Raw genomic sequence first — 16,827 nt, forward strand, 5'->3', positions numbered from 1 at the left:
AGAGAGCGCCGGTTCTGTCATTGTTGCCGCTTGCCTGACCGAATGCCTGGCGCCCTGCGGCAACGACCACGCCGCTACCACCATGCCGGCACCACCACGCCACCACCACCGCGCCCGGCTCCACCGTCCAGGAAGCGAATCCGGCGCAGTGTGGGTGACTGCAGGGGCAACCGCAGCCACAGCAGGGGACCAAGCGCCAGCACCAGGACCTGAAACACACGATGGCTTTCGTAGGCCGCCACGACGATGGTGGTGCGCAGCAGACCCAACAGAACGGAGGCGGCAAGTGGCCGCAGGCGGTGGGTGGCCACCGAGGCAGGATTCAGCATGGCGACGACAGGCGAGGCGCGGGGCAGTCCAGGTCAGACCGGCTCAGACCGGCTCAAGCAGGGCAAGCGTCACTTACCGGTGCCGATGGCCGGCCAGCAAGCGCGCTGATCCTAGACGGTGGTGGGGCGCCAACACGCAGTGATGTCGGAGCCCGGTCGACTCAACAACCTGTGGGTCGGACGCCTGTCTCAGCATTCCGGAGGCCCCAGCCAGGGCAGCGCACCGATGGGCTCCTGCGCCCAGGCTGGCGATAGTCGAGGCCTTCAACACGGGCCGTCGGTTTTTGGGGGGGAGCATCATGCGCAGGGACGACACCGAGGACTCCATCAGTTTCCGTGCCGGCAGCGCCATGGTGGCCTACTGGCAGAAGGTGGTGGGCATTGCCACCGGCCTGAGCGTGATTGCAGGTGTGGCCATGTCGGTGAGTCATCTCGCCGCACTGGCGGAAGACAGCAAGCGCGCCAGCACCAGCAATCGGCTGCAGGCGCTGCAGCAGATCCAGAGCATCCTTCGGGAGGATGAAGAGGTGCGCTCCAACGCACGTCACTTCATGCATGAGAGTGCTGCGCAGATCAAACCCCGCATGATGGACCTGATCCGCGATGCTGGCTCAGGGGAAGACTTCTACCTCAGCGCCGCGATGAAGGAATACGCCACGGTCCACCATCATTACGAGCAACTCGGCGCGCTGGTGAAGCTGGGCTATATCGACTTCCCGCTGGTGTTTGAGGTCATTCCCTTTCCTGACGAATACATGAAGACGGTGCGGCCCATCCGTGACGCCATTGCCACCCACTGGCGCGGCGTCGGCCAACGTCCGCTGCTGGGGTTTGGCTCCAACATTGATTTCCTGCAAGCCTGCTTTGAATACAGCCGCACGCACAGGGACCATGCAGCGGAATGTCCGGCTGAATCCATGTAACGAGAAGGGATCAGTCGTTGGTGTCCGGGACGTCCCAACCCGGGCCGTGCTCGCCCAGACGCCAGCCGGCTTCGGATCAGTCGCCCGGGCGCTGAACGTCCGGCAGCTCATTCAAAGGGAGCGGGCTCCACCTGCTACAGCTACGATCTGCCCCCACGTCTGGACGCAAGGCCGGGAGTGGGCGGTGGGAGCCTGGCTGCTATGGGTGGGACTGGGCGCGGTGAGATGGATCCAAAGAGGGAGGCGCAAGGTATGCGCGGGATGATTCGATGGTGGGTGGGGGCGGCGGTGCTGGCGCTGCAGGTCTCAGTGCAGGCGTCTCCCCTGCTGCAATGTGAGCTGGTGCAGGGGAGCAGTCAGCTTCAGCTGCAGGTGCGGCCGGTGACCGACCCCTATGGGGTGCCCCGTGTGCCAATGGGCCGATTCTTCTTCAAGCCTCTATGGGTGGACGACGGCACACAGCCGCCGTACGTCCGTCTCAGCACCTATGTGGGAGCCGATCTGATCCGACAGGACGCTCTGGCAGTGCCGGATTCCGCGACGGCGGAACCCACCACCGGGTGGCAGCGGGTGTATGCACCGGGCCTGGGCCAGGAACTGAGCTATCGCTGCTCATTCCAGCAAGCGTCAGCACCACGGTCGGCACCGGCAGGAGCTGGCCCGGTGCGTTTTGCCTTCGTCGGCGACATGCAACTGGATGACGGACCCGGTCGCGTCATCCGCCGTGGGAAGGATCCGTTTGCGCCGTTTGCCCCCTGGCTTGCGCAGGCTGACGTGCGGGTGGGGAATCTGGAGTGCGTGGTGGCGCGCGGCGGTCAGAAGGAGCCGTTCAAACCCTTCACCTTCCGGGCTCACCCCCGGGTGCTGCCGGTGCTGGCCCGGCATATGGACGTCGTGGCCCTGGCCAACAATCACTCCGGGGACTTCGGGCCTGCGGCCTTCAGTGAAATGCTGGGCCTGCTGCAGCGGCAAGGTGTGGCTTATTTCGGCGGCGGCAACAACCTGGCGCAGGCCCACACGCCGCTCATCATCGAGCGCAACGGGCTGCGCATTGCCCTGCTGGGCTATAACGAGTTCATGCCTCGCCGCTTCGAGGCAGATGTGGATCGCCCCGGAATTGCCTGGAGCGAGGACGAGCAGGTGTGGCTGGATATCCAGCGTGCCCGCCAGCAGGCCGATCTGGTGATTCCAATGATGCATTGGGGCCAGGAGCATGAACACCTGGCCAATGCCCGCCAGCGGGCGCTGGCGCATCTGATGATCGACGCAGGGGCGGATGCTGTCGTTGGCGGACACCCGCATGTGACCCAGGACCTGGAGATCTACCGAGGCCGCCCGATTGTCTACAGCCTCGGCAATTTCCTGTTCGACGGCTTCAGTGATGACGACAACAACACCGCCTGGCTGCTCGACCTTCAGCTGGACCACGAAGGGGTGACGCGCCTGCAGGTGGTCAGCGGCCATATCGACCGCGATGGTGTGCCGCATCCGCGGCCGCTCGTGGCGTCCCCCTGCTGGCGCAGAGGCGAGGCCAAGGTGTCGAGTTGCCGGCCGGAACGTGAAGAAGGGGGAAAGCAGTTGACCGAGAACCAGCAGGGCCCGCGACCCTGAGCAGCACCCGCCGGGCCGGCGAGGGGCGGCGCTTGTCCACGCCCTCGCCGGTGCGCGTCTCCGTCTTGTCAGTCGCGGCCGAAACCGGCGCGGAAAGGTGCTGCGGCGTCTTCGCGGGTGTTGATCTCCACCATCACGCCACCGGGTGCGCGGCAGAAGAAGCGGGAGCCTCGCTCATGCGAGATGAGGCCGGTGACCAGCTCAACGCCTGCCGCCTTGAAGCGGTGGTAGAGGGACTCCAGGGCGCTCAGTGACGGAAGCTCGAAGCCGATGTGGAAGTTGCCCGGCCATTGCACCGGCCGATCCGTGGCGTCTTCGATGACCACGTCGAAACCGTGGCCCTTCAGCACGCGGCTGCGGCCCATGGGCGTCGATTGCCATTCGAGATGACGTTCGAAGAAGCCAGCCGTGGCGGCAACGTCCCGGGAGGGAAAGCTGACGTGATTGAACTTCAGGGTATGCGAAAGCGTCTGCATGGTGATTCCAGTGGAGTCATGGAGCCACGCGCCGCCTGCATCAGGGAAGTGGGGGTGCGGAGAATCCAACAACGCACCTCGACCTCTCGCCGCAAAACGGGCGTGGTTCGAAAGTGCGTTGGTTGACGTAAACGCTTACGGCTGCTGGGAAGCAGCGTGCGGAGTATATGCAGAACGGGCGATGGGGGCGGAGCGCGGCCGCTTTACTCCTCGTGGTCGCCAAAGATCGGCATGAACGCCTCGACGAATTCCGGGGAGGCGCTGAGGGTTAGCGTGACGGTGATCCATCCCTCGCCCTCGCGCTGGATCAGCAATTCATCGTCCCAGGCATAGCCGTCCTCGACAGGCCCCTGCCGGCCCGCGAACTCCCGCCGGGCCCAGGCCAGGATCTGGTCCACCTCGGCCATCACGGCAGTATGCTGAGACTCGCGCGTGGAGGCCATGGCTTCGACGGTGAGAACGTCGTCCGAGCTGTCGGTGACGTCGATGGTGAGATAGCGGAGGGGGGAGGTCATACTGCGCCAATGCCCCAGAGCCGGTATGTCCAGAATGATGGCTCGGCCTTCACGCGTTTGAATAGCGCCGCTGGCGTGAAACCTGTGATCCTGCGCGCATGGCGAATCATGTGAGACTGGTCGGCGTAGCCGGCTGCTGCGGCGACGTCGGGCCAATCGATGTCTTCTTGGCCACCGTCCTGGGCCAAGGCTTCGAAGAAGGCACGCTCGGCGCGTCCCATTGCGAAGAGCTCTCGGTGGGGCAGTCCCAGCCACTGCTTGAAGCGACGCTCAAACTGGCGGGCGCTGCGCCCTTTGCCGCTCAACGCTGCACGGCGGGCGAGGTCCTCGCACCAGTCGTGGATGCGTTCTAGCCGAGTCACTGACTGGGTTTGCTCTACGCGCCACAGGGGACTGATGAATTGCTCGATGAGCGTCATCCGGGTGGGGTCATCTGGCGCCTGCAGCACCCGCTGCAGAAAGTCGTGCCACGAAGGTGGCAGCACCTCATGAGCATCCACCCACTGATCCAGCCACTGGCCGGCGTCCACGCCAGTCAGGCGCCGTAATGCCTCAGGCCTGAAGTTCAGCATCAGGCCGTGAGACGGCGGTGAGCACCAGGTGGTCACCGGGCGTCGTTGGGGGCCGTTAAAAGTGATGCGGGGAAGCGCGCGCCTGCGATGTGCGGAGGCCCGTTCGCCGCCGACATCGCACCACTCGCCTCGTCCTTGCATCCACCATGAAACCGTGCAGTAGGGCGATGCCGGGTAGTGGTTGTAGAAATCGGCCTCAGCCGCCAGTTGCGTCGCATCGCTGCGCCTGGACATCGCCGCCACCACGCAGCCAGAGAGTTCATAGGTGGGCAGCCACAGCTGGCCATCGCTGAGAGGAAGAGTGGTGGGGCTGATCTGCATATTGGCGGATGTTATGCCGAGCCTGGGCCCTATCGGGGGTGTCGGTTGCGTTCTATCCCGGATCAGTGCGGGCGGGCAGCATCCCGGTCATGACTTCCTCGATTCTGATCCCCGTTTGTGAAGACATCTGGCAGGTGCGGCAGGCGCTTGTGGTCAATGGTGTGCCGGCGCGCACGCGGATGACCGTGGTCCGGTTGGCGAGCGGCCAGCTCTGGGTGCACTCACCGGTGGCCCTTTGCGCCGATCTGATTGCACAGTTGCGGCAACTGGGTCCGGTGGTGGCGGTGGTGGCACCCAATTGTGCCCACCATCTGTTTGCAGGCTCTTTCATGGAGGCCTTTCCGCAAGCCAGCTTGTACCTGGCACCTGGACTGGCGCGCAAGCGGCCCGACTTGCTGGGTCATTCCCTGCCCGACGAGCCCGGCATCTGGCAGCCTGATCTGACCTACCACTTGTGGCGCGGCATGCCGCTGATCAACGAGACGGTCTGGTTCCACGCCCGCAGCGGAACACTCATCCTCACGGATGTGTGCCAGTGGTGGAGGGGCGATGCATTGCCCTGGCAGGCAGCACTTTGGGCGCGGCTGACGCGTGTGCGGAGCCGCATGGGAGTGCCACTGCATGTCCGTGCCATGGTGCGTGACGCCGAGGCGGCGGCCGCCAGCGCGCGGGACATCCTGAACTGGCCCATCCGGCGCATCAGCTTGGCGCACGACGCGGTTGTCGAAGTGCAGGCCCACGAGCAGCTGACTCTGGCACTCGCCCCACTGCTTCGGTGAAGGCGATGAGTGATGAGCTTTTGCCGGCCACCACCCGCTTCATCCGGTCCGGTTCTGCCCCTCTCTCGTCCGAACGGCCGCTACCGGGCGGGAAGTGGCTCTGTGACCACAGGACTCCGACAGGCAGCAGTGGCTGCAAAGAGGCCTCCCGCGCGTAGGAGTTCTGCAGGGGCCTCACCCATCCGGCTGTGCTGGGCCCAGGATTCAAGGCTTGTGGCAATGCCCACGAGTTCTTCGGCTTGGCGGATGGGTTGTCGTCGAGGGCCATTGTTCTCGGCAGTTCGTACGGCAGGACCATCAGTCAAAGCGTCTGACCCAGCTGAGGGTCTCTTCTCGTTTGTTGAGGTCCTTCGGGACGCGGAACAGTCCTTCGTCGTAATCCTCGAATCGGACAGGTCGGGTGAAACGTGCCGCGAGTCGGTATTCCGCGGGAATGTCGTTGGCATGCGTATCCCCCAGGCGCGGCGTCGGCCCGGCCTGGATCACGACGCCGCCGTCGTATGAGTGCAGCGTGCATGCAGGCTCCAGGGCCTGTCGCATCGTTGCTAGACCACCCAACTGCGCCACGAGGTCGTCGCCCAATGCGGTCAGCCAACTGACCGACTTGATTCGGTCATGCACGTCCCCGACTTCCCGCGTAAAACCGACTGTGCTCGGAAAATCGAAGCCCGGAAATCGGGTCATGAGCTGTAAGGCATAGACACTGTTCTGCTCCATGCCAGGGCAGACAATCAGCGAGAAACCCGCGGAGCCATGGAGTGGCCTAAAGCGCTGGCACCAGACCAAGAATCGCTCACGAAGTACCGAAATATGCAAGTCTTCTATAGGCGAAGCCAATGGCATGTACGCCTGGACAAACGAAGGCCGTGCATCCCCACTCCGACTGACCAGCAGTTTTGCCTGATAAGGAGGCACGTCGTCGTTCTGAAGCCCGATATCTACATCACCAAAAAGTCCGCCTGAGTACCCAGTCTCCGGTGCTTGACGGGCGATGTCCTCTTCGATCGCAGTACGTGGGTCGCCTTTGAATCGCTTCGCTCGCTTGGTGTCGCGCCGCAGGAACTCATTGACCTGCTGGGGAAACGTTGACCAGAAGTCATGCAGGAACTCCGCTGCTTGCTCCCGCAACAGCTTCCGATCGATGTCCGGCAGATAGAGTTCCGCGCCTAGTCCGAACTTGGCCGCCGGACCGCCGTTGGGATTTGCGTAGGGCAGATGAATGCGGTCTAGAACAGCCGCGCCGCCGTTCGCCGCCACCAATTCGGCAATGGTGTCTGTGGTCGCCATGTAGAGGATCAAGTCGGCTGCGTGTGCTCAGGGAACCGGGATGAGACCCGTGTGATCACGGTTGTCGGCGCTACCGAGGCGCTGCGAAATCGCGAGCTCAGGCGCTGCGAAATCGCGAGCTCATCTTGGGAAGGGTTCATCTCTACCGCCCACACAGACGGCAACTTCATCAGTCAAAGCGCCTGATCCATTTGAGGGTCTCTTCTCGTTTGTTGAGGTCCTTCGGGACGCGGAACAGTCCTTCGTCGTAATCCTCGAATCGGACAGGTCGGGTGAAACGTGCCGCGAGTCGGTATTCCGCGGGAATGTCGTTGGCATGCGTATCCCCCAGGCGCGGCGTCGGCCCGGCCTGGATCACGACGCCGCCGTCGTATGAGTGCAGCGTGCATGCAGGCTCCAGGGCCTGTCGCATCGTTGCTAGACCACCCAGTTGTGCCACGAGGTCGTCGCCCAATGCCGTCAGCCAGTTGACGGACTTGATCCGGTTGTGTACCTCTCTTACTTCCGCCGTGAATTCGATCGTGCTCGGAAAATCGAAGCCCGGGAATCGTGTCATGAGTTGCAGGGCGTAGACGCTGTTCTGCTCCATGCCTGGGCAGACGATGATGGCAAAACCCGCAGAGCCGTGAAGCGGTTGGAAGCGTTGGCACCAGTTCAGGAAATGCTCGCGCAGGATTGAGGTGTGGAGCTCTCCCGTTCTCGAGGCCAGCGGCATGCTTGCATCAAAGGCAGACGGGCGCTGATCTCCGACGCGGCTCATCAACAGATTCGCTTGGTAATGAGGGACGTCGTCGTTCGGCAGCCCGATGTCGACGCGACCGAACAATGCGCCTGAGCAGCCCGACTCCGGTGGATGGCGCTCCATGTCTGATTCAATCATGGAACGCGGATCACCTTTGAATCGCTTTGTTCGCTTCGTATCGCGTGGCAGGAACTCGTTGACCTGATCGGGAAACATCGACCAGAAGTCCTGCAGGAAATCTGCGGCGTACCCTCGTAACACCGATCGATCTACGTTAGGCAGATAAAGCTCCGCGCCTAGCCCGAACTTGGCTGCAGGCCCGGCCTTTGGATCTGCGTAGGGCAGATGAATGCGGTCCAGAACAGTCGCGCCGCCGTTCGCCTCAACCAATTGGGCAATGGTGTCTTGGGTTGTCATGTCGGTAGTTAAAGGTGTGCGGGTAATCAGGGAACAGGAACGAGGTTACGGGGAGGGAAGAGTCGTGATACTTCAGAAACGAAGAAGAACGCTACAAGTGCTCCCCCAGCGAGCTTGATACCGGTGGACTGCTCCAGCGCCTGGCCGAACTTATCCAGCATGCCCTCTTTTTTCTCGACCGGAGCCATCACAGGGGACGGTTGTTTTGGCGGATTGTTGTCATCGTCGCAGTCGCACTTGTCCTCCACGCGAAACTCCTCAAAGCCATCGCGTGACCCGGTATGCCTGTCTGCAATATCGCGGTAGTCCCGACCCGCATCTCGTGAAAGTGGGTCATCCCCAAACTTCATATCGATGATCTTGGTCGGTTTCCCATCCTGACCAAGCTGCACCACGTCCAGCCGTCGCGAGTCGGGCCGAATGAAGTTAGACGTCGGCAACCCCGGATTTGACTTGCTTCCAATCATGTCCCACCCGGAACCCCGGTCATAGGGCACTTCCCGCCACATCTTGGCGTCTGGCTTCGGATAGCGTCCGTTGTAATGCGCCTCGTCGATCTTCTTGCGCACACAGTCCTGGAACGTCTGCCCCTGGGTCATCGACCCCTTCTGCGACAGACACTGGCACGCCATGCGGCAGAGCTCGTCATAGAAGTCCTGATCCGACTGCGGCAGATCGCGCTGTTTGAGCCCGGCCATGTTCACCGTGTTGCGGTGATTCATGAACATCTTGTCGGTCAGGCGACAGGCCGCCTTCCCTTCGAAGAAGACGTCGAAGCTGTGGGTGATCCACTCGGCCTCGGCCTTGTGGGTGCCGGAGGCAACGCCACCCATGCTGCCGGCCTCGTCGTAGACGCTTTTGTGAAACTGACTGCCGTACTTCGCGATGCTCATGTGGCCATCGGCGAAAACACTGGTCGTGCCTTTGACCAGATCGCGGGAGTAAGCCTCGTTGCGATACGGCAGCGGCAGGCCCTTGTCGGGCGTCTTGCAAACGTCCGGCAAGGTGTTGAGGGTCACGCCACCGCTGCCCTTGTGGCAGAGCGTCAGCCCGTTGATGTTGATGCTTACCGCCATGCCTGCACCTCCAAAGGCAGATTGTTTCCGGTCCCAGCGCTGGCGAGCAGGGCCGCCCCTCGAAGGGGATCGTCCGAGCTCGACAGCACCAGGCATCCCTGCTCGGTCGCTAGTTTCGAGAGCTGATACGCCGCCATCGCGAGGTTCGCCACGCCGCTGGCGCCATGCAGGTCGCCGCTCACAAGCGCAGGCGTTTGCCGCTGCCACCCGTCACGCAGATCGGGGCCGAGACGCAGCGCCGTGAAGCCGAACTCGTCGGCCCGATAGGGTTCGCCGTTCAGGTCGGAGAAGAGCAGCCCGATCGGCGGACGGCTGCTACCGGCCTGAGCCATCGCATTCCGCGCAGCACCTGAAAGCCCTGCGCCGACACAGGGACGCTCCCCGTGGCGATCCGTGGGCTCAAGCTCCGTCGCACAGCCCAGTAGCCGAGCCCAGGGCGGTGCACTAAAGCTGGATGGCTCAGGCGCTGTCACCAAGGCCAGGGCGGCAGCGCCTTCTCCCGGGACGCGCCCATGCGCGAGCGCACGAGGGCCCGCGGGACGATGCACGTGGGCGCCATGCAGCAGATTCTGGGCGTCCAGCCATGCAAGGGATTCAGCGTCGGTCGCCGCATCCGTGGCCAGCACGACGGCAAGGGGTTGGACCTCCCCCGACCTCGTCGACGCCTCTCGGAGCGCGTTCCGCGCCTGTTCGAGCGCAAGCAGCCCGGCAGCATGGCCGCCGCGGACCACATGCACCTTCGACCATGGCCAAAGGTCCTGTGTCATTGCCTGCCGCATGGCGGCGGGGAGGTCCGCCGGCACGCCCGGACGGTGCTCGTCGGGCAGCACCAGCCACAGCCAGCGCGGGCGATCCAACAGAGACTCCCAATGCGGCGCAAGCGCCGTTGTCAGCTGTGCGAGCGCGTGGCGCGCCAGCCAGCCCCAGCGGTGGGCATCCGGACTGCCTTCGATCCCATCTTCCGGATCTGGGAAGCTACTCACGCGGACGGGGACGCCCGCACGGTCCCGGTAACTTGGATGACGGCGCATCAGGCTCAACTGGGCACGCAACGCGGCGTCCGCCAGCGCCATGGTGGGCCCCGACGGAAAGCAGCAGGAGGCCGCCAGCAACCACAGAGGCACATCGGTGCTCATGTCGGTTCCTCGTGAGCGGCCACCCAAGCATCGCGGTCGAGCGGCCGAGCCAGCTCCTCGACGACGGTCTTGCGCAGCTCGTTCACCCGTGCGTGGCAAGGCAGTGCCATGTGATGGACGACGATCAGCCGGGGTGCATCGGTATCGAGGATCACCGTGTGGAGGACCGATCGGCTGCGCTCCTTGGGCCCCTGAGTGAACTGCGTCGTGAAAGCGAGGCTCAGCCGGAGCAGCCGGAAGTCGATATGGCCGTCCCGTGCGAAGCCTGGCGGGGTGAGGTTGAACAAGGAGACAGGCTCGCCGCCCCTCAGATATCCCGGCACCTGTTGTGCGGGCGGAGAGATCTGGAAGAACCTGGGGTCTTGGTCGACCGGAGGTAAGGGATAGCGATCACGCATCCACGCGTCATCGTGCGTGCCCGCATGACGGCTTCGCATGGGCCAATGGCTGGCAACCACGCCGACACCAGCGGTTTCAGGCTGATCGCCGGGACCAAGGATCGGATGACCTTCGACCTCCAGGTTGGGCAGCGACCTCCGGCCAGATCCGATCGAGCCCGGCCATCCCTGGCCGACAGGGTTCGCAGCCATCTGGCTGTTCATGTCGCCGGGACCACCAAACGCGCGCTCGAAAACCAGCGGCATGCGTAGGAACGGCGTGGGTGTTGATGCTGAGGCGTTTGTTGTGTTGGACTGCCAGTGGCGGTCTCCCCAGACGCGCAGGCGCCGATGCACGGGTCCGACGCTGAAACCGGCCACAAGCTGATCCACCGGACGTGGCTGCCCGTCCGCGCCAGCAGGGGCGTGGGCATGTCCGGTCAGCACAACGTCGGTCGCTGCCTTTCGCGGCCCAAAGTCGGTCTCCCAGCGAGGACTCTCCAGCCCAGGGAAGGGCTCCGGCCCCGAACGAAGCGGCTCTTGAACAGGCGCGAGGCGAAGGGTTCCGGAAGAGAGCACGTCATAGGTCGCCTTGACGGCAACCACCCAGACCTCGCTCCCTTCTGAATCTCGATGCCAGGCGCCATCGGCGACATAGCGCGTGCGGTTGTCGACCTGCCACATGGCGAACGCTCAGTTCAATTCGATTTGTCCACCGACGATGCGGTTGACCCCCTCGGCATCGCTCACGATGTACTCGCCGCGCAGGGCGATCTTGCCGTTCGGATACAAGGTGATGCTGGATTTGCCGCAGCGGATGGTGACTTGCTGACTCGCCTCGAAGATCAGTTCCTGCGGCATCAGCGCGGGCTCGGTGGTGTCGGGCGTGTGGGTGGGCGTGTGGGCGAGCGTGGCGGTGCCGGCTGGCGTCTCAGGCTTGGCAGTCGAAAGGTCAACGGAAACGGTCACAGTGCGATCCTTCTGCGGTGGACAGGTCAAGCGGGTCCGCCAGCCATCCAGGTGAATTGGCGAAAAGCGGGTGCGTCGGTTGGAAATGCGGGCCCTTGATGGTGGTGTTGGAGCCTCTCGGCTGCCATCGGTCGCCATCGCAAGGGGCCACGGCGCAACACCTCGCGCCACCCGGGTGGCTCCGCCGGCAGGCCGGCGAATCGCTGATGTGTGCCGAAGGCGTCGACGTGAACCTGCCACCAGGCCGAGAAAGCATCAGCATCTGGCCAAGGCAGATCGTCATCAGCCTCGATGGCGGGAATCGCATCGGGGGTTGAATCACGTGGGCGCCGGTCCGGCCGCTGCCCCGCCCAGCCGTCACGACCGGGATGGGATCCTGTGATCAGGCTGGCAGACGCACCTGCGACGCGTGCCAATTCTTGGTGGCGCATGGCGTGGATCAGCGTCGGAACGCCCGCAGGTTCGCCCAACCAACCCAACAACTGAACGGCCAGTCGAGGCGCTCTTGTGAACAGATCGGACAGGAGTTCGTGTGCCGCTTCTGGCTGGTGAAGAACGAGGGCCTGGGCCGCACGACTCGAGTGCTGGATTCCATTTGCGCTGGATGCAAAGGTCAGTGCTTGCAGCGTCGCGCTGACTTGTGCGGCGAGAGCTTTGTTGTCCCGAGGCGCGAGCATGACTAGGTAGTGCGCTGTCTCCATGCGTACTGCGGGGTTCGAATGCTCAAGCAGCGGTGCTAAACGGCCAGAGAGATCGCGGCGTCCGATAGCGCAGGCAAAAGCGATTGCTGCAGGAAGCAGTTGCTCATCCCACGGAGCTGCGGCCAACTCAAGCAGTGTGGCGTTCACCAACTCGGGCATGTCGAGGCGTCGACGGGCTTCGAGTGCAAGCCGACGCTGCGGCGGCAAGGCTTTGATCGCATGGGCCAAGGCGTCCGATGCGGGAGCCCAGGCAAGCGCCGCATCAAAGGCTTCCGCATGTTCTGGGAGTCCAACACTGAGGTCGTGGCAGGTATTCAGCAGCCACGTCTCATTGGAGACCACCGCATGCACGGTCAGGGCAAATAACTCAGCCAGCCGCAACGGCTGCTTCAGCAGGCGATGCGCATGGTCGGTGACGTCATTCCCCGCTTGGTGCAATGCGCCGAGCGCCTCCTGCGACGCCAGCATTCTGTCGTCGTAAGCGACGAGGTCGGCGACGTCGAAGTCTGGATGACTGAATCGATCGCAGCGGCGGCGCCACCCGTACCCCAACCCGTCGAGGTGATGGTCGACGAGCTTGGAAGCAGTGCTTGTGAGCGGGTGAAACGACGGCATGCGGGCGCCCGTGAACTGAATTCAGCCGACTCCAGAGACGGGTCAAAGGCCTCTTCCTGAAGATCACTTCTTGGTGTTGCGGTGAGATTACGCTGGCGCCCAAGCCTTCGCGGCTGACCAAAGTCACTTCCTGGCGACCGCGTCAGAGCAAGGCACGAACCACAGCGATGCCCGTCGGCATCGCGAGGAGTCGCAACGCAGCACGGGCGCGAAAGACGCGGTTTCGTTGCCATGAACGTGCGGGGCAGCACACGAGGCCGAGGTGAACGTGACGGAGTCGAACCGGTAACGTGCCCGTCCGGAGAACGTGGGGCCTTCCCGACCAAGGCGATCGCCGATGCCCGATGCGCTCCAGCGCTCAGTTTCCAGGGCGCGGCCGTTGGCGGCTGCAGAGCTGCGGTAGAGCTCGAGCCCCGGTCACCATCAGAATCATTGCGCCAAGGAAGATCTCCTGACGGAGCTCCTTGGACTACGAGTGCAGGCCAAGCCTGATCTTGGTCCATGCCTGCCACCTCCCCTCAACTACGCACTTCGCCTCCGCCCTGAGTGGAGGCATGGCAGGGTGTTGCAGGGTGTTGCGAAGCGATGAGGGTGACAAACAGTACCAGGTCTTACCAACAAATTTCCATCAATCAAGCGACCAGAACTGCCTTCCGAAGTGGTTGCGGGCCGAGCCACGATAAGATTTGCCGCCAAAGGCAGGGCACCCCGAGGCGTTTGAAAACAGGGTCGACAAATGCTGTCTGCCAAGGTCTGCAGCACCGACTGTCCAGGATTTGAAGAGGTGCTGTTTTCCACGCTGGCGGTTTCCCAGAGGCTGGGTACTGCTGTTCGGGGTTGCCGACGTTCAGCATTCAGAGGGCACCCTCAACACCGACCCGCCGACCGCTCATACCCGTCGCTGCGAAAGTCAAACATGACGCAACTTCTTCACAAAGCAAACCGACTTCTTGGCAACGCACTGCTGGCTTGGATGGTTGTCACACCATGCGGTGTAGCGGCAGCGGCGGCGGCACAGGACCACCCATTGCTGTCGGGAATGCCCGGTTACACCATTGAGAGCCGCAAGCACATCGACTTCGGCACCCTGCCCGACGCCGGTCTCATGTATTGCGCGCCATCGAAAAAGTGCGACGCTACCAATCCCGGCTTTAGTGCAGAGGGGAAGCTGATTGCCGAAGGTGAAGTCACGGTCATTCGGTATGAAACCCAAGGCGCGGGAGGGACCTTGCCTGTTGCCAGAAGTTATGAAGCCGCTATCCGGTCCATCGGCGGACGCAAGGTGACCTGGAGTGAGGGGCACGAGGGCACACAGATATTTCTGATAGAAAAAGACGCACGGCGCACTTGGGTGGTTCTTGAGAACTACTTCAAGTCCAACTATCGTCTGACCTACATAGAAGAAAAGCCAATGCAGCAGGTGGTCACCGCCAACCAAATGGCCAACGCCATTCGGCAACAAGGGTACGCGACGCTGTATATCGTTTTTCCCAACAACAGTGCGGCCATTCAGCCGGATGCCAAGCCTGCCATCAACGAAATTGTCGCCCTGTTGGCAACGGACAAGTCCTTGCGCCTGTCCGTCGAAGGGCATACTGACAATGTGGGCAGCGCTTCCGCCAACAAGAAGCTCTCCCAGGATCGCGCGGCGAGTGTCGTCAAAGCGCTGATCGAGGCGAAGGTGGACAGCAGCCGGCTGCAAGCCAAAGGGTGGGGCGGTGAGGCACCTATTGCAGATAACCGAAACGAAGAAGGCAGGGCAAAGAACCGCCGAGTTGAGCTCGTCAAGCTGAAGTAGGCAGCACCGCAATCAGCCGCTGCGGCACCCACACCCATTGGGCGCAGCGTCACAACGGCGCATCGAGCCCACGCAGACCGATGACATCACCCTCCAGAACTACACGCCACGTAGCACATGCTTTGCGCATCGGTGGCGCCGTTGCAGCCACCGCCGTGGTGCTGTGCATGGCGGCATGCGCGCCCGAGGCGGAGTCGTCACCCATCGGAGCTCAGGCCGGCGGGGACGGGATCATTATCGTGCGCGAGAAACGGCACGAGCACCCAGACCAATTTCTGGCTGCTGTCAAAGAGATTCAGTCTCGTTGCTTTGAGGCCAAGGCCGTTGTGGCCCAAGCGCAGGGGTGGACCTATGACCCAGCTTCCGAGCGGCTCAGCGACACCGAAATTTTCCAGCTGGACACTGAACGAACCGCCGAGTATTTCGAGGGGAAGCGATATGCCAAAGTCGTGAGCGGTGCCCGGATGGATGTGTCCAGGATGGAGCCCATCCGCGGTGGTAGTTGCAAGCCGGTGGCGGTGCGTTTTAAGTCGGTCGAGGTTGACGACGGCAACTGCAACGTATTCCGTGTGCAATATGACGTGGCCGCCAAGACGGGCCAGCGGGAAATCTTGAAAAACGTATGTGCTGCCCCTGGAGCGCCGCCAACACAAGGAGGCGAGCCGGTCTCCGTGCCAGGGACCAGTTCGCAATGCAAGTGGACACCCAAAGTGAAGTTGGGTGCCGTGGTACTGCCGACGCCGAACGAATGCACCTTGCTGCCATCGCCGGTACATAAGGGAACGGGACGGCCGCTGGTGGCCATTCGCATGATGCCGGACCACCTCCGCTCAGCATCCACCCCACTACCCGGCATGCAAGCCACGAGCATGTTAGGCCTGGTGACGATAGAACAGGCCGTGCAGATCAGCGTGGGCACCCGTATGCCGGACGGCACGTTCGACATGCCAGCGGACGCTGCCTCGTTTCCCTTGGCGCATTAGTCGGGCGTGAAGGACTCAAGGCCCCAAGGCCCCAAGGCCCCAAGGCCCCAAGGCCCCAAGGCCCTCAGGTCCCATTGCGCCGAAGCCCGGCCTTGAGCACGATCACACCTCGACGGGGCGACTCAAACGCCTTTGCAGCGGGAGCGGCCAACTGCGATCAGAGCCTCCAATGGCGGCACACGAGTAACGGTCAGCCACGAGGGGCTGCTTTGCGCCGATTCACTGGCCGCTCGTCACGAGGCTTCGGTGGGGCACTTGCCATCGATGGCGGCGCTGTTGCGCTGTTCTCAGCGGCGATACCGTTGCGCGCCAGTTCGATGAAGGCCTTCAGGTAGTCGATGTGCAATTCGCTGTCGCGGGCGCCCAGGTGGATCTGCTTGGCAACACCCTTCTTGCCCAGCTGCACCGGCACGACGTCCAGTCGTTCGGCATATTCCTCGACGAGCCAGCGCGGCAGGGCCGCCACGCCACGGCCGCTGGCGACCATCTGCAGCATGATGTCCGTGGTCTCGATGCACTTGTGGCGGCGCGGTGAGATGCCGGCGGGCATCAGAAACTCGGTGTAGATGTCGAGCCGCTCGATGTCCACCGGGTAGGTGATCAGCGTTTCGGTGGTCAGATGCTGTGGCTGGGCATAGGCGGCGTCGGCCAGGGCATGCTGGCTGTTCACCACCAGCACCTGCTCGTAATCGAACACCGGCTCGAAGTGCAGGCCTGGCTTGAACAGCGGGTCCGGCGTCACCAGCAGGTCGATCTCGTAGCCGAACAGCGCGCCAATGCCGCCGAACTGGAACTTCTGCTTCACGTCCACATCGACGTCGGGCCAGCCGGCGAGGTAGGGGGAGACGATCTTCAGCAGCCACTGGTAGCAAGGATGGCACTCCATGCCGATCCGCAGTGTTCCGCGCTCGCCCGCCGCGAACTGGCGCACACGCGCCTCGGCCAGCTCCAGCTGCGGCAGGATCCTGTTGGCCACCGCCAGCAGGTATTCGCCGGCCTGCGACAGCCGCAAGGTCCGCCCTTCGCGCAGCCAGATCTGCGTGCCCAGGTTGTCTTCGAGCTTCTTCATCGCATGGCTCAGCGCGGACTGGGTGACGCAGAGCACATCGGCAGCGGCGGTCAGCGTGCCGTGGCGCTCCACCGCCTGGATCACGGCGAGGTGCGAGCGTTCAATCATGAATGATATCGATGGAATACTGA

At 63.1% G+C, this 16,827-nt stretch carries 17 protein-coding genes; 5 read left to right on the forward strand and 12 right to left on the reverse strand.

Annotated elements, in window-relative coordinates; genetic code table 11:
• Nucleotides 1-74 precede the first annotated feature (74 nt).
• Nucleotides 75-329, reverse strand: a complete 255-nt coding sequence (locus OU995_RS05685; protein WP_267834569.1) for a hypothetical protein — start codon at nucleotides 327-329, stop codon at nucleotides 75-77.
• Nucleotides 330-628: 299 nt separating this feature from the next.
• On the opposite strand from OU995_RS05685, the gene OU995_RS05690 reads away from it, so the two are divergent.
• The gene (locus OU995_RS05690; protein ID WP_267834570.1) at nucleotides 629-1,252 is read left to right on the forward strand and encodes a hypothetical protein; all 624 of its coding nucleotides are present in this window, start codon (nucleotides 629-631) and stop codon (nucleotides 1,250-1,252) included.
• A 252-nt stretch (nucleotides 1,253-1,504) separates the two neighbouring features.
• Entirely contained in the window at nucleotides 1,505-2,863 is a 1,359-nt protein-coding gene (locus OU995_RS05695) for a CapA family protein (protein WP_267834571.1), read from the forward strand.
• Nucleotides 2,864-2,931: 68 nt separating this feature from the next.
• Here the strand turns inward: OU995_RS05695 and OU995_RS05700 are convergent, their stop codons facing one another.
• The 3 genes from OU995_RS05700 to OU995_RS05710 form a co-directional block, all read right to left on the reverse strand.
• Nucleotides 2,932-3,339, reverse strand: a complete 408-nt coding sequence (locus OU995_RS05700; protein WP_267834572.1) for a VOC family protein — start codon at nucleotides 3,337-3,339, stop codon at nucleotides 2,932-2,934.
• 203 nt (nucleotides 3,340-3,542) lie between these two features.
• On the reverse strand, nucleotides 3,543-3,854 hold the full coding sequence (locus OU995_RS05705; RefSeq protein ID WP_267834573.1) for a hypothetical protein: 312 nt from the start codon (nucleotides 3,852-3,854) through the stop codon (nucleotides 3,543-3,545).
• Nucleotides 3,851-4,747 (reverse strand): AraC family transcriptional regulator, encoded by an 897-nt coding sequence (locus OU995_RS05710; RefSeq protein WP_267834574.1) that lies wholly within the window; start codon nucleotides 4,745-4,747, stop codon nucleotides 3,851-3,853. Before OU995_RS05710 ends, OU995_RS05705 begins: the two co-directional genes overlap by 4 nt.
• Nucleotides 4,748-4,836: 89 nt before the next feature.
• Here OU995_RS05710 and OU995_RS05715 point away from each other — a divergent pair, with 89 nt between their 5' ends.
• Nucleotides 4,837-5,526, forward strand: a complete 690-nt coding sequence (locus OU995_RS05715; protein WP_267834575.1) for a DUF4336 domain-containing protein — start codon at nucleotides 4,837-4,839, stop codon at nucleotides 5,524-5,526.
• A 297-nt stretch (nucleotides 5,527-5,823) separates the two neighbouring features.
• Here the strand turns inward: OU995_RS05715 and OU995_RS05720 are convergent, their stop codons facing one another.
• The 7 genes from OU995_RS05720 to OU995_RS05750 all read right to left on the reverse strand — a co-directional run bounded on the left by OU995_RS05720 (nucleotide 5,824) and on the right by OU995_RS05750 (nucleotide 12,846).
• Nucleotides 5,824-6,813 (reverse strand): type VI immunity family protein, encoded by a 990-nt coding sequence (locus OU995_RS05720; protein WP_267834577.1) that lies wholly within the window; start codon nucleotides 6,811-6,813, stop codon nucleotides 5,824-5,826.
• Between the two features lie 169 nt (nucleotides 6,814-6,982).
• Nucleotides 6,983-7,972 (reverse strand): type VI immunity family protein, encoded by a 990-nt coding sequence (locus tag OU995_RS05725; RefSeq protein WP_267834579.1) that lies wholly within the window; start codon nucleotides 7,970-7,972, stop codon nucleotides 6,983-6,985.
• Nucleotides 7,973-7,998: 26 nt separating this feature from the next.
• Nucleotides 7,999-9,048 (reverse strand): DUF4150 domain-containing protein, encoded by a 1,050-nt coding sequence (locus OU995_RS05730; RefSeq protein WP_267834581.1) that lies wholly within the window; start codon nucleotides 9,046-9,048, stop codon nucleotides 7,999-8,001.
• Nucleotides 9,039-10,184, reverse strand: coding sequence for a beta-ketoacyl synthase (locus OU995_RS05735; RefSeq protein WP_267834582.1), 1,146 nt, complete (start codon nucleotides 10,182-10,184; stop codon nucleotides 9,039-9,041). Before OU995_RS05735 ends, OU995_RS05730 begins: the two co-directional genes overlap by 10 nt.
• Nucleotides 10,181-11,245, reverse strand: coding sequence for a DUF2169 family type VI secretion system accessory protein (locus OU995_RS05740; protein WP_267834583.1), 1,065 nt, complete (start codon nucleotides 11,243-11,245; stop codon nucleotides 10,181-10,183). Before OU995_RS05740 ends, OU995_RS05735 begins: the two co-directional genes overlap by 4 nt.
• Nucleotides 11,246-11,254: 9 nt before the next feature.
• Nucleotides 11,255-11,530, reverse strand: a complete 276-nt coding sequence (locus OU995_RS05745; protein ID WP_267834584.1) for a hypothetical protein — start codon at nucleotides 11,528-11,530, stop codon at nucleotides 11,255-11,257.
• A 26-nt stretch (nucleotides 11,531-11,556) separates the two neighbouring features.
• Complete coding sequence (locus tag OU995_RS05750) at nucleotides 11,557-12,846, reverse strand: hypothetical protein (RefSeq protein WP_267834585.1); 1,290 nt, start codon at nucleotides 12,844-12,846, stop codon at nucleotides 11,557-11,559.
• 916 nt (nucleotides 12,847-13,762) lie between these two features.
• On the opposite strand from OU995_RS05750, the gene OU995_RS05755 reads away from it, so the two are divergent.
• Nucleotides 13,763-14,644, forward strand: a complete 882-nt coding sequence (locus OU995_RS05755; RefSeq protein ID WP_267834586.1) for an OmpA family protein — start codon at nucleotides 13,763-13,765, stop codon at nucleotides 14,642-14,644.
• Between the two features lie 122 nt (nucleotides 14,645-14,766).
• A complete protein-coding gene (locus OU995_RS05760; RefSeq protein WP_267834587.1) occupies nucleotides 14,767-15,627 on the forward strand; it encodes a hypothetical protein in 861 nt (286 codons plus the stop codon).
• A 190-nt stretch (nucleotides 15,628-15,817) separates the two neighbouring features.
• Here the strand turns inward: OU995_RS05760 and OU995_RS05765 are convergent, their stop codons facing one another.
• Entirely contained in the window at nucleotides 15,818-16,804 is a 987-nt protein-coding gene (locus OU995_RS05765; RefSeq protein ID WP_267834588.1) for a LysR family transcriptional regulator, read from the reverse strand.
• Between the last annotated feature and the right edge of the window lie 23 nt (nucleotides 16,805-16,827).

The organism is Roseateles sp. SL47, from assembly GCF_026625885.1.
In the GTDB taxonomy this organism is placed as follows: domain Bacteria; phylum Pseudomonadota; class Gammaproteobacteria; order Burkholderiales; family Burkholderiaceae_C; genus Roseateles.

Excerpts from the sequence above, each read along its gene's own strand:
- OU995_RS05685 (WP_267834569.1), bottom strand. The coding sequence starts at position 329 with ATGCTGAATCCTGCCTCGGTGGCCACCCACCGCCTGCGGCCACTTGCC.
- OU995_RS05690 (WP_267834570.1), top strand. The coding sequence starts at position 629 with ATGCGCAGGGACGACACCGAGGACTCCATCAGTTTCCGTGCCGGCAGC.
- OU995_RS05695 (WP_267834571.1), top strand. The coding sequence starts at position 1,505 with ATGCGCGGGATGATTCGATGGTGGGTGGGGGCGGCGGTGCTGGCGCTG.
- OU995_RS05700 (WP_267834572.1), bottom strand. The coding sequence starts at position 3,339 with ATGCAGACGCTTTCGCATACCCTGAAGTTCAATCACGTCAGCTTTCCC.
- OU995_RS05705 (WP_267834573.1), bottom strand. The coding sequence starts at position 3,854 with ATGACCTCCCCCCTCCGCTATCTCACCATCGACGTCACCGACAGCTCG.
- OU995_RS05710 (WP_267834574.1), bottom strand. The coding sequence starts at position 4,747 with ATGCAGATCAGCCCCACCACTCTTCCTCTCAGCGATGGCCAGCTGTGG.
- OU995_RS05715 (WP_267834575.1), top strand. The coding sequence starts at position 4,837 with ATGACTTCCTCGATTCTGATCCCCGTTTGTGAAGACATCTGGCAGGTG.
- OU995_RS05720 (WP_267834577.1), bottom strand. The coding sequence starts at position 6,813 with ATGGCGACCACAGACACCATTGCCGAATTGGTGGCGGCGAACGGCGGC.
- OU995_RS05725 (WP_267834579.1), bottom strand. The coding sequence starts at position 7,972 with ATGACAACCCAAGACACCATTGCCCAATTGGTTGAGGCGAACGGCGGC.
- OU995_RS05730 (WP_267834581.1), bottom strand. The coding sequence starts at position 9,048 with ATGGCGGTAAGCATCAACATCAACGGGCTGACGCTCTGCCACAAGGGC.
- OU995_RS05735 (WP_267834582.1), bottom strand. The coding sequence starts at position 10,184 with ATGAGCACCGATGTGCCTCTGTGGTTGCTGGCGGCCTCCTGCTGCTTT.
- OU995_RS05740 (WP_267834583.1), bottom strand. The coding sequence starts at position 11,245 with ATGTGGCAGGTCGACAACCGCACGCGCTATGTCGCCGATGGCGCCTGG.
- OU995_RS05750 (WP_267834585.1), bottom strand. The coding sequence starts at position 12,846 with ATGCCGTCGTTTCACCCGCTCACAAGCACTGCTTCCAAGCTCGTCGAC.
- OU995_RS05755 (WP_267834586.1), top strand. The coding sequence starts at position 13,763 with ATGACGCAACTTCTTCACAAAGCAAACCGACTTCTTGGCAACGCACTG.
- OU995_RS05765 (WP_267834588.1), bottom strand. The coding sequence starts at position 16,804 with ATGATTGAACGCTCGCACCTCGCCGTGATCCAGGCGGTGGAGCGCCAC.